This is a genomic window from Comamonas sp. wu1-DMT, assembly GCF_040187805.1.
Classification (GTDB): domain Bacteria; phylum Pseudomonadota; class Gammaproteobacteria; order Burkholderiales; family Burkholderiaceae_C; genus Comamonas; species Comamonas thiooxydans.
Genome location: NZ_JBANEM010000012.1, coordinates 104,448 through 116,358, shown reverse-complemented (window position 1 = coordinate 116,358; position 11,911 = coordinate 104,448). Strand labels below are relative to the sequence as shown.

Sequence of the window (11,911 nt, the reverse complement as noted above, 5' to 3'; positions counted from 1 at the left end):
CACCGATCCCGTCATGGGCTGCAAAAGCTCCCACTCCTGAGAGCCAGGCCGCATTCGCAGCTGCTTTGGCCAGTCAATGATGCGTTGGGTCATACCATGTTCCGAGACATTTTGTAGAGCAGCTCCTGCTGCGCCTGATCGCTGGCCGTCTTCATTCCTTTGAAGACCAAAGCCTCCACCTCGGCCCGATCTGTGCGGCTGTCGATGTGGATCCTGGGCTGAAAGACCATCTGGACATTTGGCTTGCCCCCACCCGCTGCTGCATTGATTGCACGAACACCAAGATTCCCATCCGCCGACCGTGTCAGCGGCATGATGGCCTCAGGCCCAGCTTCGCCAAACACGCCAGCACCCTTCGCGAATGCAAAGAGCTGCGGCGTATCGTGGATCTGGTTGCGGTATGCGCTCAGACTGAAGCTGTCGTAGACACCCCCCTTCGCATTTGGAACTGCTCCAAAGGCGGCGGCCAAGCCCGCGCTGCTGTAGTCGCCCCAGCCTGCGTTACCAACCTTGGCACCGCCAATCCCAATCGCGCCCAGCAGATTCCCGAACAAGCCAGACATTTGCGCGCGAATCTGTATGCGCAAAAGGTCTGCAATGATCGAATTGGCCAGATTCTTGAAGTCCAGTTTCCCGGTCATCGCGAAGCTGACCAGAGCATCCTCCATGCCCTTGAAGGCATTGGTAAAAGCATCCGCCGTCTGCTGCGCCACATTCGAAGCCTGGTCTGCATAGTTCTGCATTGCAAAGCCTGCGCCGAGCTCCCACCGGGTCTGCAGCTGGTCCAGCTCTGCATAGGTGGCCTCAGCGATGCGGATGCGCTCCTCCTTTTCTGCCTTCAGGTCAACCAAGCGCTGGTCAATCTGTGCCTGCTGCTCCTTGGAGAGGTTCGCTGTATACATGCGCCGGTCGCGCAAGCTGCGTTCTTCGGCAAGATAGCTGTCCTCGATCCCCCATAGGTTTTCCGCACGCTGGCGATCCTTGCTGCCCATCCAGGCTGAGTCGACAGTGCGCTGCTGCTGAATACGCATCTGCTCCATGGCACGTTGGTGAGACGCAGCCAAGGCCTCCACGGCCATCCGCTGTCGATCCAGCGCCAGCTTCTCTTCGTGAGAAAGGGCCTTGAGCTTCTCTTCATTCTCCAGCCGCTTGGCGGTCAGCTTGGATTCGGTATCCGCAATCTGCTTCTTGACGGCCAGGGCATCAAGGCCTTTGACCTTCTCCTGCTGCAAACGGGATATCTGCTCCTGCAGGGCTGTTTCCTCAACCTTGTTGGACTCTTCGATCAGGGAGCGCTTTTGGCTGTAGTAGCCCTGGTCATCGATCAGGCCGGACTGGCGCAGGCGCTCCAGGTCCTTCTGCTTGCCATCGATGATGCGCACTTCCTCGCGGGCGGCATTCTGGATCTCAGAGACGTCAAGGCGGCGAGTTCCGGGGGCTGTGTTCGGCCCCTTGCCCTCTTTCTCCTCATACTTCTTGTTGATGCCAGCGATGACGGTGTCATATTGCTTCTGAGCCTCTGCGCTGGTCTTGGCTGCTGCGCCATATTTGTTGTGCGCCGCCTCCAGCTCCAGTGCCTTGCGCTTTTCCTTGTCGTAGTACTTGGTGGCCTCAGTGCTCAGCTCAATAAGAGTGTTCTGCTGATCTTGCGCGGCCTTTTTAGCCTTTGCTGCATTGGTATCCGCGACCAAGTTCTTCTGCAGCTGCACCTCTTCGGCTTTTAGCGTAGCGAGACGCTTTTCAGGGATGGTCAGCGAATCAAAGTTCGCAGTCGGGTCGAACTGAACGCCTTCCTTCTGCAACTTCGCCATTTCGCCAGTAATAACGCCAAGTCGACTCGCGGTTGTTGACTCTCGGCCAAAGCTCTTAATTGCATCAATCGTGTCAGAGATTACTCCTTTGATTGCCCGCCATCCCTTCTCAATGCTCCCTAGATTGGCGGTTATGTTGCCTGTGGCGTCAGCCAGCGCCTTGTCGTAGGCGGCCTGAGCGATGCGCACGGCATCCGTTTCACGACCAGTCTCCTGAAGCGCCTTGACTTGCTCCAAGGTGGCCGAGGTCAGGAAGTTCATTTCCTTGTGGAGCGCGAGAAGTCCTTTAACCGGATCATCAGCAATCTTCTGAAAATTCTTGGCCACATCGCTGACGGCCTGACCTGTTGCTTTTTCCCATTGGATTGCGGTCGTGGTGTACTGCTGAAGTCGATCAGCACCAACACCGGCATTTGCCGCGAATGTAGTCAAAGCTTCTGCAGCCCCCCCCTTGGGTGATACCTGCCACCTTGTCCATTGCAGAAGCCATATCTTGCAGCTGCTGCACATTGACGCCGACCTTATTGCCTGTGGTCTCAAGCGCAACAAGGAAGGCTTGAGCCTCCTGTGATCCGCTATAGAAGCCATAGGCAAGCACACCAGCAGCGGCTGCAGCCAATGTCAAGGGATTGACCAGCCCGAGCACATAGCCGCCGAGCGCTTTGGCCGCATCACCCACGCCGCCAAACATGTCCTTGAGCTGGCCGCCCTGCTGCAACATCACCGTCAGCGCGTTCTGGCCGCCCTGCAGCGAAACCAGGATGTCGGTGAACTGTGCCGGGACGCCGCGCAGTGCGGCTGCCCTGGCGCGGTCGCTCATCACAAAGTCGCCTGACAGGCTCAGGCGCTTCTGCGCAGCCTCGGCCTGACGCAATTGGTCGATATAGGGCTTGAGCACGTCACCGGAGATGCCACGCTGCTTGGCCAGCATTTCGTAATAGTCGGCCCCGGCCTTGCCGCCAGACTGCAGAGCCGCCGTGGCACGCTGAATGCTGCCAACCATGTTGCGTTCAGCGCGTGACACAGCGGCTGCCGCCTTGGGAGGATCAGTCTCCAATGGCTTGAGACCATCGCTGGCTTTACGGCCAGCGGCTGCCACGTCATCGGCCATGCGGCGGCCCGCATCGCTGACTTCCTGAAACCCCTGGCGGGCCCCGGTGGAATCGACCGTGACGGGCAATTGCAGTTTGCCTGCACTTTCATCAGCCATATCTCATTCCTCTGCATAGATTTCTTGAAGTGCGGCACCCTCCATGATCCGAACCTCGGCGCGCAGCCGGTCGTGGTCTTCATGAGGGATTTCGCGCGCGCGCAGTTCATCGGCCAGAACGCCATAGTCAAGGCCCACAACCCCGCTGGCGCCGACGCGCCACTGCGTTTGCAGAGCCTCGAAGAGGCACCATGCCGTCCAGTTCTCGGGCCAAACCTCGACGCTGAACATGTCGGCGTACTGGCTCACAGGCAGCCCCCAGTCCTTGAGGTACTGGGCATCCGGGAGCTGCGTGTATCGGGCGCGCACTGCCGCAATCAGTTTCCCAGGCGCCCCTCCAGGCATAGCTGCTTGTAGGTGTTCATCACTGCCTGGGCTGCCCCAGGCAACTCGCTTGCCAACTGAATGCAGTTTTCCAGGGTGAAGGGAGCATCCAGCCCCCAACCCTCAAGACAGAGATGCAGGTACTGTCCATTGATCTGGACAACGCCCCGCTGCTGCTGCGTGGATGGTTGGCCGGCCTCGGGATCGAATTTGGGCAGCTCTACGGCAAACATGCCGTCCAGGAATGCGCCGAACTCGACACGATCGCGGTAGCGGAACGTCACGGGCAGCAGTCCCTCCGTTCCGTCCAGCATGGTGATCTTGAGGGAATGGACGATGCCCTTGGGCCTCTGGCCCAGCACGATCTGGCGTGCAATCTGTTCGCTCATGATCAAGCAGCCTTAGGCAGGTTGGTCGGAGCGCCGCGCAGCAGCACCGTGGACTTGGTGGTCATCTCGGCGCCCTTTTCGGTACTGGGCACATCGTCATAGGCCAACTCGCCCACGTAATAGCTAGCAGAGCCGTCCTTGAAGTCCAGGCGGTGCACAGACTCCAGCCCGTCAGAAGCCTTCAGAGCAGCACGGGCCACACCATCCTGTTTCCAGCTGTTGGTGTATTCCAGGCGGCGCGCATTACGACCCGTACTGAATTCCTGATCGTCGGGAACGTCCAGGTAAGAACTTGTGCCAGTTTTGATGTCGCCGCCTGTCAGGCCAAAGGCCGGCACATAAGGCAGGCGCTGCCATTCGTTGGCGACCAGGGGAATCAGAGCTACGCTGCCACCAGGCGGAAATTTTTCGAGGTCAAGGGTATCGACTCCGTCCAGAGTGACGTTATCTGCCGTCACAGCCTTGGCGCGGGCTACGCGACCTTCCAGCTCGGGGTAGTCATCGCTGGTGATGACCACCACAGCGTTGACCTCCAAGGTGTTGGTCACAGTCACCACCGCATGTGCGGCATTGGACATTTCACCGGCGGCCAACGCCGTCAGCGCGGCGGTGTACAGATAGAGTTTTGCCCCGTCGGGCAGAGGAACTTTACGCATGGTTGTGCCCCTTTCAGGCAAAGAAAAACCCGCCAGGATTGCCCGTGGCGGGTTGCTAGCCCTTTCGGGCAAAAGAAAACCGCCCGAGGGCGGCATGCTCTATGAACGTGGAAGGATCATTTTGTTGATGCGTTGATCAAAGCATCGTTGTAGACCTGATCACATTTTCGACCTCGCTCCATAGGAAAAACACGCTCACAGTCAGCGCGCGCGGAAATCGCGGCACGTTCAGATGGCGAGTACGCAAGATAAGGGAACGCAAAAAATAAGATCAGCAGCGCAAGCGGAATCCAAAGCCACCACTTAAATTTAGGCACCTTGGCGCCACATTTTGGACACGCTTTTGCCGAAGTGGAAACCTGGGTCCCACAGTCTTTACAGGCTACAAGTGACATACCCCCTCCTATTCAATTAGGAGGGGATGCTATCAAAGTGAAGCTATTGGCGCGGTCAGTGAGTTATCCGCGAGACCAGTTGCCTGAAGCTCGGGTCTTGAGTGCCAAGCTTCGGATGCAAGCCCTGCAACACCCTCACGATGCCAGTCACATCCATGAATTGAGTGGTGCTCGGGTGAAACAGGCGGCTCAACCTGTCAAGGCGAGCCATGATTTCTCTTTCTTGCACACTCGGCAGAAAGAACGTGAACCCTTGCTTTTTTAGCACTGCGTTCACCAGCGGCATGAAAAGCAGGGTAGGCGTTCCATTGGGCGTCTCTATCTGGCGAACGAAGTCGTCCACCATCACGTTAATGGTTCGCTCCTCTTTGCCGCCCGCTACACCATCGACCACTTCCCACTCCGCAAATTCAGCGGTGTGCCGCGCGATGATCGAAACCGCTTCGCTGAACTCATGCCGAGGAATTTCGCGATAGCCAACCTTGAAGTGAGCCTTGAGTTTGCTCCAGCCTTGCATCATCAAGGTGCCCTGCTTTGCTTTTGGCTGCCGCTCAACCGCAGACTTGAGCATCAAGCGCAGGGTTTCAGCTTCCTCAGCGGTCAGTGAGTCACCAGGGTTAACTGCGAATGCTTGGCGCGGGTTGATCGCAATGCCTTCATTCCAGTACTGCCACAGGACATCGTCGCACTCGTTTTGATACATCGTCACAGCCGGCCGCAACTCCGCTTTGATCTTCCCGACATGCAGACCAGTCATCCAGCCGAAAAGCTTACGCAGCGGGAGGCAAGACATAACCTGCATGCCGCCAGCCGTAGGTATGGTGATTTCCACCATACCCCAACGAGCACTATTCGCAGCCAACTTCGCATGTTGGCTTTTCCAATCAATCCCCATACCTTCTACGATGGGCTTCATGGGCGTATACGGTTGCGTGTTGTGCTCCACGACATACAGATCTGCCCCGTGGAACAGAACAGTGATTGCGCGATTGGCGTTGACTTGCGTAGAATCCAACATGTTGCTTTCCTCTGCTAAGTGGTTTGCTTCAATCAACGCCTCTGGACTCCTACCTCCAGGGGCGTTTCCTTTTTCAGGCCTGCTTTCCATGCTGGGCCTCCATCTCTTTGACCAAAATTTTGTTGATCAGCCAGTTCATTGAACGCTCTTGCTGCGCGGCCTGCTGCTTAAGCCAACCGTGGGCCATTAGCGGTACGCGAATCTTCATCTGCTCGCCCTGCTGTTTTTGATCTTTCATAATCCACCTCTCTATCGGACCTTTTTGGTCCGCGAAACGAATGTACCTTTTTGGTCCGTTGAATGCAACACCTTTTTGGTCCATCATTCGGGCGAATATGAAACAGACCGACCCGCAGTACAAATTAAGGCTCCCACAAGAGCTGAAAGACCAAATCGAAGCTGCAGCCAAGCAGTCAGGAAGATCCATGAATGCGGAGATCGTGGCCCGGCTTCAGGAGAGCCTCAACCCAGCCCCCAACATTTTTATCAATGATCACAGTGGCATCACGGCACTTGTGAGCCCACGCTCCCAACTAACCCGGCTCGCAGGGGACCTAAACAGTCTCCAGGATCAAAGGAACACACTAGCTGTTCTCTTGCACGCAACTAAGTCAAGCGGCAGGAGCCAGGAAGAGGTGAACAAGATCACAGCAGAAATTGCAGTGATCGATCAAGACATTGCAACCATCTTGTCTGCGATGCAGAAATACACCACTCGCAGGTCTTCGGATTATTAATTCATGCTCATGCGCGAGACTTCCCAGGTCAGCATCGCAAGGTCGTGGCCTATGAGGCGCGGTGGGTGTGGTGATCATCGCCACACCTAAGTCTCGGCAAGGCGATGACCTGTATGGTCAACTTGACCATGCAGGTCTGAATCAAATAGCCGGAACGCAGGCTATTTGACTGCTCAGGCTTTTGCAGCAAAAGAGCCCTCAGAACGACACATCAAGATCCTGGTCGCCACTGAATAGCCCCATGTCGTGGTCATAGTCATCGCGCATGCCACCGCTGGGCCGGATCAACAACTCAGGATGCGACCGCAGAGCACTCACGAGTTGCGGCATCAGACGCTTTGGCTCCAGGATGTCAGCGCTGAAGATGCGCACCTGCACTAGAGCGGTTTCGACCTGGGCGTCTTCGTTGTCCAAGTATTCGCTGCCGTTGCCGCCAACGCGCTGCCATATCACGTAAGGAGTCTGCGCATTGGCCGGCGCCACAGTACCGAAGCAATTGGGGACCACGGCCTCAATGGCCGCGTGAAAGACTTCATCCATTGCTCACCTCTGCAATTGCAGCCAGCAGCACCTCCCGCGCCGCATGGGTGGCCTGTGGCGCAACCACGCTGGCCCTGCGCAGGAAAGCCTTGCCGGGAATGTAAACAGGGCCGCCGGAGCGCGGCACATAGTAGGCGTCTTTCACCGCTTGACTGGCACGGCGGCCTGGCTTCTCGGTGCCCTGCTTCTCCGGGCGAACCAGCGTTCTCCAGCCGTCCTCGGTGATTCGTACTGCATACCGCTGCCAGTGGCCGTTTTCAAGCAAGTGCCCATGCGGAGCCTTCTTGTGGTTCCAACTGATGTGATACGTGGCAATGCCATCACTGCTATGGGTCGCAGAGAAGGCTTGGTAGATGGACTGCCGCAGGTTACCTGTCACGTAACCAATAGCAGCCACATTGGCCTCTACGCGGTCATACAAAACCTGAGCAGCAGCCTGGGCCGCCGGGCGGGTGGCGCCCTCCACAGCATCACCCCATTCCTTAAGCAGGTCATCAAGGCCGCTGAGATCAACACCAATATCAACAGTGTTGCGCCCGGTGAGCACCAATTCACCGCCTCGCCTTGTCGGAGCAACGCTCATCCCGTCACCTCACAGACCAAATCCACATATTCGCGGTGCTGGTGGTCAGGCAGGACTGCCTTGATGTTGTATTCGACACCATCACACAAAGCCCGCATCTCGGCAGTGATGCCCGAGCGCTTGCGGATGCGGATACTGGCCTGCGCCTTGCTGGCGACCTGTCCGGATCGGATAGCCTCACTTCCTGACGCAAAGCGGATGTTGGCCCAGATGGGGCTAGGCAGCGCATCCTCCCAGGTGGTGGATGGCTGACCCAAGCCACCACCGGGCAAACGGCGCTGGATGCGGATGCGATCGCGAAGAGTGCCGGCGCGAAACGTTTTCATAGGCCCTGTACCTTTCGATGTGGCCGTAGCAGGTCGCGTGACCCGTTGGGCATCGCAAAAGACTGCGCTCCGACCACCACATCCTCACGATTGGCGAACAAGTGGCCACAGATCAGCAGCACCGCGGCCTTGACCGAGAAGGTGGCCACCATGGGCAGCTCACCTGCCGTGCCCGCTGCCACTGCTGCATCGAGTTCCGCCTTATCGGCGTACACCTTGCGGCCGAGGTATTCCTGAGCGGCGTCAATGGCCGCGCCCAGGTACAGCCCGACCATCGCAGCATCCGCATCAGGATCAGCCCGGCAATGGTCGATGGCCTGTTCGGTGGTCAAGATGGGCATGATCAGGCCTTCTTGGCCGGCTCCTTCTTGGCATCAGCCGCGCCCAGCTCGACAGCAGCGGCCTCCAGCTCGGGCGGGATTTCATCGCCGGCTTTGAACTCGGTTGGGTAAATGTCGCCGTCCTTGACGCCCTTGAATGGCTTGGTTGCTTTCATCATCTTCTCCTAAATGGAGAAGGGGCCGAGGCCCCTTCCCGGTTAAGCCGCCACCTTCAGAGCGCGCAGGCACTCGGGGTTCTGCACGCCACCGCCGACGCGCTTGGTGGTGTAGAACAGCACATAGGGCTTCTTGGTGAAGGGATCACGCAGCACGCGCACACCCATTCGGTCGATGATCAGATAGCCGCGCTTGAAGTCGCCAAACATGATGGGCAGCGCATTGGCGGCTACATCGGGCATGTTCTCGTCTTCGGCCAGGCCGTAGCCGTGGAAGGTGGCAGGCTGGCCGGCCTGGGCAGAGGGCTGCCACAAGTAGTTGCCCTGGCCGTCCTTGAGCTTGCGCAACTTGGCGATAGTCAGGTTGTTGGTCAGGAAGCGCGCGTTCTGGCGGTACTTCTTGGGCAGGCCATAGATCAGATCCAGCACCGCATCGGAGCCAATGTCAGCAGCGGCACCGCTGTTGGTCACAGGGATAGCGCCAAAGGGGTGCTTGGCTGCATTGGTTCCACCCTCGACATAGGTGAGGATGCCCGCAGGCTTCTTCACACCATCGCCGCTGATGAATGCAAGGCCTTCTTGCTCCGCAAACTCGGCCTGCACCTCGCTGGCCAGCCACGCCTCGATGTTGATTTCGCCATCGTCCAGCATTTGCTGAGTGGCGGCTGGGTTGGCGTAGATCTCGCCGTGCCCGAAGCCCAGGGACTTCAAGGTGGGCGTATCGGTTTCGGGGCGCTGATCGGTTTCACCCACCCAGCCAGAGCCAGTGCCGCCCATGTTGAACAACTTGGTCCAACCAGCCTTGCTGGTGGGCTGAATCTGGGCCAGCTCGCGCATGGGCGATTCTTCGCGCAGCTTGTCGGTGATGGTGCGATCCCACTCCACCGGGGTGAGGAAACCACCGTCTTCAGCAGTACCCTTGTTCAAAGCGGCTTGCACATCGCCCTTGCGCATGTGAGCGTTGAACGATTCTGTGTACTCCTTGTCGCGCAGACCTGCGCCGGGGCTACCCATCTGGCCTGCAGCGATCTTGGTGTGAGCGTCCTCAACTTCCTTCTGCAGGGCGTCCAGAGCGCCATTGATCTCTTTCAGCTTGGCCTCCTGGTCAGCGCCGGAGCGGCCAGCCTTGACCTCTTCGAGCTGCTTGGTGTGCTCTGCCTTGAATTGCGCGAATGCTGCTTGCACGCCTTCCACCAAGGCCTTGACTTCGGCATTAGTGGGGGCTGCGCCTTCAGCGCGGACGGCCATGACGCCGCGTGGAACGGGATAGTGCTTAGCCATGATGGCCCTTTCAGAAACGAAAAAACCGCCCTGAGGCGGTCTGTAGGTTGGGTGAGTTGCTGCTTACGCGCGGAGCGTGTTCAGCAGCGATTGCAGCGAGGCTGCGACTTCAGGGCCAGCGCTCGGCGTGGCATCTTCGGCAGCGCCCGGCGTGCCAGAAAACAGGGCTTTGAAGGTGTCCCGGCGTGAATTGCGGGAGAAACCCGCCTTTGCCATGGAGGCCTCGATCAGCGCCAACGGTTTGCTTTTCGTGCTGGCCTGGGTGGATTTGGTGATCTCGGATGATGGCAGTAAGCCTGTGGCGAAACCGTCATCGACAGCCTGCTGGGCGCCTATCCAGGTTTCCTTGTCCATCATGATGGCCGCCTCGGCAGTGCTCATGCCCGTCTGGTGCGCGTACAGCGCTGCCATCGCGGCATCAAAAGGCTCCAGCAGCTTGGCCGAGTCCAGCATGTCGTGACGGTTGCCGACAGCCACCGCCCAAGCGTTGTGGATCATGAAAAAGGCGCCGTCACCAATCAGGATCTCGTCGCCAGCCATGGCAATGACCGAAGCCACTGAGGCCGCCATGCCCAGAACCCGCACCGTGACCTTGCCCTGGTGCTCGCGCAGCAGGTTGTAGATCGCCATGCCCTCGAAGAAGTCGCCGCCTGGGCTGTTGATGTTGACCACCACATCCTTGGCGCCGATGGAGCGCAGGGCCGCGCTGATGCGCTTAGAAGTGATGCCCGTGCCCTCCCAGTTCTCCCCGATGGAGTCATAGATGGAGATGCTGGCTTCGGCGTCATCGCCAGCCTTCGCGCACACGGCGGGTTCCCAGCGATCCACAGCATCAGGCCGCAGGTCAAAACCAGCCTTGGCCAGGCGGTGATCGGCCCGGATTTCAGGTAGCTTTTTGAGGCTCATTGCTTGCTTTCTTCCCCGAGGGATCGCCCAGGGTGTTGAACTTGGGGTCGGGATCTGCCGGGTATTCGGCAAGATCGCGGATTTCATTGGCGGTGTGCCACGGCTGGTGGCCGCCGGAGCCAAGTGCTTTGGCGAAGTAGTCCGCCTGGTCCTTGAGCGTGCCGCGCAGCAGTGCGCGCTCGTTGGTCTTGAAATAGAGCGTCTCGCGCTCGCGGTCGGTGAGCAGAGAGCGGGCCAGCGCCTGCTCCCAGCACACGAAACGCGGCGCCATGGTGAACTGCACAAAGAAGATGGCCAGTTGCTCGATGCCCGAGCCCCAGCTGGTGTCATCCATCATCAGCAAGGGACGCGGCACACCGTAAAGGCGGGCAACCTCTTCAATCTGATGATTGCGGTTCTCGATCTGCTGACCGTCCTTTGCGGTGGAGCTGAACTGGTTGGCCTTCGCGCCCTCTTCCAGGATCATCCACTTGGCCATGTTCTCAGCGCCGCTGTATTCGTCGTTCAGCGACTGCTTCATCCGGTCAAATGCCCGGTCAGACAGCGCGTTCTGCACCTCGATCGAGCCGCCGGCCATGACGCCGGTCTTGAACACATTGACTGCTGCGCGCTGAGCGGATGCTGCGAGCTCGAACACCTCTTCTGACAGTTGGCGCTTGGACAGGCCCAGCACACCATCAAACGAGATCTCGCGGATGTGCAGGATTTCGTCCTGGTCCAGCGTGAGCTGACCGCCGTTTTCCGTGGTGCAGGTGTACTGCATGCGGTAGTTGCTGCCCAACTTGGCCTGCACCCGGCCTTTCTCAAAGGGGATCAGGTGAATAGGTCGAGTGCCTGACCGGATGATGCGTGCATAGGCATTGCCCTCGGTCTCGAGCAGCAACTGCATCTGGCTCTTGAACTCCATGGGCGTCTGCCAGGGGTTCGGCTTGACCCGAATCAACTTGTGCGCCTGATGCTCGCGCATCACCTTCTTGTTCGACCCTGCCTCATAGAGGCTGATGGGAAGCATGCCCAGGCCATTGCTGATGAGCGAAAGGCTGCGCAGCGCGGCCATGTTGCGCACCATTCGGTTTGCGGAGGTCGTCTGCCCATTGCGGATGAACTCCAGCAATGCCGGATCGCTCAGGCTTTCAAAAATGGGCCCAGAAGCACTTGCCATTGGGCGCAACGGAGCCTCGTCCAACCCTGGCTCCTTTCGCCCACCTTCCTCGGGCGGGCGCGACTGAGCCTCCGGAG

General features: G+C 58.7%; 18 protein-coding genes. 2 read left to right on the top strand and 16 right to left on the bottom strand.

All coding sequences use genetic code 11. The annotated features are described in order from the left end of the window. Positions 1 to 89 precede the first annotated feature (89 nt). The 5 genes from V8Z78_RS17755 to V8Z78_RS17735 are packed head-to-tail and all read right to left on the bottom strand — an operon-like array spanning position 90 to position 4,390. The gene (locus V8Z78_RS17755) at positions 90 to 2,243 is read right to left on the bottom strand and encodes a phage tail tape measure protein (RefSeq protein ID WP_349731837.1); all 2,154 of its coding nucleotides are present in this window, start codon (positions 2,241 to 2,243) and stop codon (positions 90 to 92) included. Next, positions 2,206 to 3,021, bottom strand: coding sequence for a phage tail length tape measure family protein (locus V8Z78_RS17750; RefSeq protein WP_349731836.1), 816 nt, complete (start codon positions 3,019 to 3,021; stop codon positions 2,206 to 2,208). The genes V8Z78_RS17755 and V8Z78_RS17750 overlap by 38 nt, the downstream gene beginning before the upstream one ends. A 3-nt stretch (positions 3,022 to 3,024) precedes the next feature. Beyond that, positions 3,025 to 3,330, bottom strand: a complete 306-nt coding sequence (locus V8Z78_RS17745; protein WP_349731835.1) for a DUF1799 domain-containing protein — start codon at positions 3,328 to 3,330, stop codon at positions 3,025 to 3,027. Between the two features lie 8 nt (positions 3,331 to 3,338). Beyond that, positions 3,339 to 3,734 carry a phage tail assembly chaperone gene (locus V8Z78_RS17740; protein ID WP_349731834.1) on the bottom strand — a complete coding sequence of 132 codons (396 nt, stop codon included), beginning with the start codon at positions 3,732 to 3,734 and terminating at the stop codon, positions 3,339 to 3,341. Positions 3,735 to 3,736: 2 nt separating this feature from the next. Continuing rightward, complete coding sequence (locus V8Z78_RS17735; protein ID WP_349731833.1) at positions 3,737 to 4,390, bottom strand: phage tail tube protein; 654 nt, start codon at positions 4,388 to 4,390, stop codon at positions 3,737 to 3,739. Between V8Z78_RS17735 and V8Z78_RS17730 the strand changes: the two genes are divergently transcribed. Further along, positions 4,389 to 4,526, top strand: coding sequence for a hypothetical protein (locus V8Z78_RS17730; protein WP_349731832.1), 138 nt, complete (start codon positions 4,389 to 4,391; stop codon positions 4,524 to 4,526). The two genes, V8Z78_RS17735 and V8Z78_RS17730, sit on opposite strands and share 2 nt — an antisense overlap. On the opposite strand, the gene V8Z78_RS27170 is transcribed toward V8Z78_RS17730, so the two are convergent. From V8Z78_RS27170 to V8Z78_RS17720, 3 genes are all read right to left on the bottom strand, one after another. Further along, on the bottom strand, positions 4,507 to 4,785 hold the full coding sequence (locus tag V8Z78_RS27170) for a zinc-ribbon domain-containing protein (RefSeq protein ID WP_502878858.1): 279 nt from the start codon (positions 4,783 to 4,785) through the stop codon (positions 4,507 to 4,509). The genes V8Z78_RS17730 and V8Z78_RS27170 overlap by 20 nt on opposite strands. A gap of 55 nt (positions 4,786 to 4,840) precedes the next feature. Continuing rightward, positions 4,841 to 5,803 carry a phage antirepressor N-terminal domain-containing protein gene (locus V8Z78_RS17725; RefSeq protein WP_349731831.1) on the bottom strand — a complete coding sequence of 321 codons (963 nt, stop codon included), beginning with the start codon at positions 5,801 to 5,803 and terminating at the stop codon, positions 4,841 to 4,843. 73 nt (positions 5,804 to 5,876) lie between these two features. After that, positions 5,877 to 6,041 carry a hypothetical protein gene (locus tag V8Z78_RS17720; RefSeq protein ID WP_349731830.1) on the bottom strand — a complete coding sequence of 55 codons (165 nt, stop codon included), beginning with the start codon at positions 6,039 to 6,041 and terminating at the stop codon, positions 5,877 to 5,879. Between the two features lie 97 nt (positions 6,042 to 6,138). Here V8Z78_RS17720 and V8Z78_RS17715 point away from each other — a divergent pair, with 97 nt between their 5' ends. Further along, the gene (locus V8Z78_RS17715) at positions 6,139 to 6,540 is read left to right on the top strand and encodes an Arc family DNA-binding protein (RefSeq protein WP_349731829.1); all 402 of its coding nucleotides are present in this window, start codon (positions 6,139 to 6,141) and stop codon (positions 6,538 to 6,540) included. A gap of 198 nt (positions 6,541 to 6,738) precedes the next feature. Here the strand turns inward: V8Z78_RS17715 and V8Z78_RS17710 are convergent, their stop codons facing one another. The 8 genes from V8Z78_RS17710 to V8Z78_RS17675 all read right to left on the bottom strand — a co-directional run bounded on the left by V8Z78_RS17710 (position 6,739) and on the right by V8Z78_RS17675 (position 11,834). Further along, positions 6,739 to 7,080 carry a DUF3168 domain-containing protein gene (locus V8Z78_RS17710; protein WP_349731828.1) on the bottom strand — a complete coding sequence of 114 codons (342 nt, stop codon included), beginning with the start codon at positions 7,078 to 7,080 and terminating at the stop codon, positions 6,739 to 6,741. Continuing rightward, on the bottom strand, positions 7,073 to 7,663 hold the full coding sequence (locus V8Z78_RS17705; RefSeq protein WP_349731827.1) for an HK97 gp10 family phage protein: 591 nt from the start codon (positions 7,661 to 7,663) through the stop codon (positions 7,073 to 7,075). The genes V8Z78_RS17710 and V8Z78_RS17705 overlap by 8 nt, the downstream gene beginning before the upstream one ends. Beyond that, positions 7,660 to 7,989, bottom strand: a complete 330-nt coding sequence (locus tag V8Z78_RS17700; protein WP_349731826.1) for a phage head closure protein — start codon at positions 7,987 to 7,989, stop codon at positions 7,660 to 7,662. The genes V8Z78_RS17705 and V8Z78_RS17700 overlap by 4 nt, the downstream gene beginning before the upstream one ends. Continuing rightward, positions 7,986 to 8,330, bottom strand: coding sequence for a head-tail connector protein (locus V8Z78_RS17695; protein WP_349731825.1), 345 nt, complete (start codon positions 8,328 to 8,330; stop codon positions 7,986 to 7,988). The genes V8Z78_RS17700 and V8Z78_RS17695 overlap by 4 nt, the downstream gene beginning before the upstream one ends. Positions 8,331 to 8,332: 2 nt before the next feature. Beyond that, a complete protein-coding gene (locus V8Z78_RS17690; RefSeq protein ID WP_256494444.1) occupies positions 8,333 to 8,485 on the bottom strand; it encodes a hypothetical protein in 153 nt (50 codons plus the stop codon). 42 nt (positions 8,486 to 8,527) lie between these two features. Next, positions 8,528 to 9,766 (bottom strand): phage major capsid protein, encoded by a 1,239-nt coding sequence (locus V8Z78_RS17685; RefSeq protein WP_349731824.1) that lies wholly within the window; start codon positions 9,764 to 9,766, stop codon positions 8,528 to 8,530. Between the two features lie 63 nt (positions 9,767 to 9,829). Further along, the gene (locus V8Z78_RS17680) at positions 9,830 to 10,672 is read right to left on the bottom strand and encodes a head maturation protease, ClpP-related (protein WP_349731823.1); all 843 of its coding nucleotides are present in this window, start codon (positions 10,670 to 10,672) and stop codon (positions 9,830 to 9,832) included. Next, positions 10,650 to 11,834, bottom strand: coding sequence for a phage portal protein (locus tag V8Z78_RS17675; protein ID WP_349731822.1), 1,185 nt, complete (start codon positions 11,832 to 11,834; stop codon positions 10,650 to 10,652). Before V8Z78_RS17675 ends, V8Z78_RS17680 begins: the two co-directional genes overlap by 23 nt. Positions 11,835 to 11,911 lie beyond the last annotated feature (77 nt).

Excerpts from the sequence above, each read along its gene's own strand:
- V8Z78_RS17750 (WP_349731836.1), bottom strand. The coding sequence starts at position 3,021 with ATGGCTGATGAAAGTGCAGGCAAACTGCAATTGCCCGTCACGGTCGAT.
- V8Z78_RS17740 (WP_349731834.1), bottom strand. The coding sequence starts at position 3,734 with ATGAGCGAACAGATTGCACGCCAGATCGTGCTGGGCCAGAGGCCCAAG.
- V8Z78_RS17730 (WP_349731832.1), top strand. The coding sequence starts at position 4,389 with ATGGTTGTGCCCCTTTCAGGCAAAGAAAAACCCGCCAGGATTGCCCGT.
- V8Z78_RS17735 (WP_349731833.1), bottom strand. The coding sequence starts at position 4,390 with ATGCGTAAAGTTCCTCTGCCCGACGGGGCAAAACTCTATCTGTACACC.
- V8Z78_RS27170 (WP_502878858.1), bottom strand. The coding sequence starts at position 4,785 with ATGTCACTTGTAGCCTGTAAAGACTGTGGGACCCAGGTTTCCACTTCG.
- V8Z78_RS17725 (WP_349731831.1), bottom strand. The coding sequence starts at position 5,803 with ATGTTGGATTCTACGCAAGTCAACGCCAATCGCGCAATCACTGTTCTG.
- V8Z78_RS17720 (WP_349731830.1), bottom strand. The coding sequence starts at position 6,041 with ATGAAAGATCAAAAACAGCAGGGCGAGCAGATGAAGATTCGCGTACCG.
- V8Z78_RS17715 (WP_349731829.1), top strand. The coding sequence starts at position 6,139 with ATGAAACAGACCGACCCGCAGTACAAATTAAGGCTCCCACAAGAGCTG.
- V8Z78_RS17710 (WP_349731828.1), bottom strand. The coding sequence starts at position 7,080 with ATGGATGAAGTCTTTCACGCGGCCATTGAGGCCGTGGTCCCCAATTGC.
- V8Z78_RS17705 (WP_349731827.1), bottom strand. The coding sequence starts at position 7,663 with ATGAGCGTTGCTCCGACAAGGCGAGGCGGTGAATTGGTGCTCACCGGG.
- V8Z78_RS17700 (WP_349731826.1), bottom strand. The coding sequence starts at position 7,989 with ATGAAAACGTTTCGCGCCGGCACTCTTCGCGATCGCATCCGCATCCAG.
- V8Z78_RS17695 (WP_349731825.1), bottom strand. The coding sequence starts at position 8,330 with ATGCCCATCTTGACCACCGAACAGGCCATCGACCATTGCCGGGCTGAT.
- V8Z78_RS17690 (WP_256494444.1), bottom strand. The coding sequence starts at position 8,485 with ATGAAAGCAACCAAGCCATTCAAGGGCGTCAAGGACGGCGACATTTAC.
- V8Z78_RS17685 (WP_349731824.1), bottom strand. The coding sequence starts at position 9,766 with ATGGCTAAGCACTATCCCGTTCCACGCGGCGTCATGGCCGTCCGCGCT.
- V8Z78_RS17680 (WP_349731823.1), bottom strand. The coding sequence starts at position 10,672 with ATGAGCCTCAAAAAGCTACCTGAAATCCGGGCCGATCACCGCCTGGCC.
- V8Z78_RS17675 (WP_349731822.1), bottom strand. The coding sequence starts at position 11,834 with ATGGCAAGTGCTTCTGGGCCCATTTTTGAAAGCCTGAGCGATCCGGCA.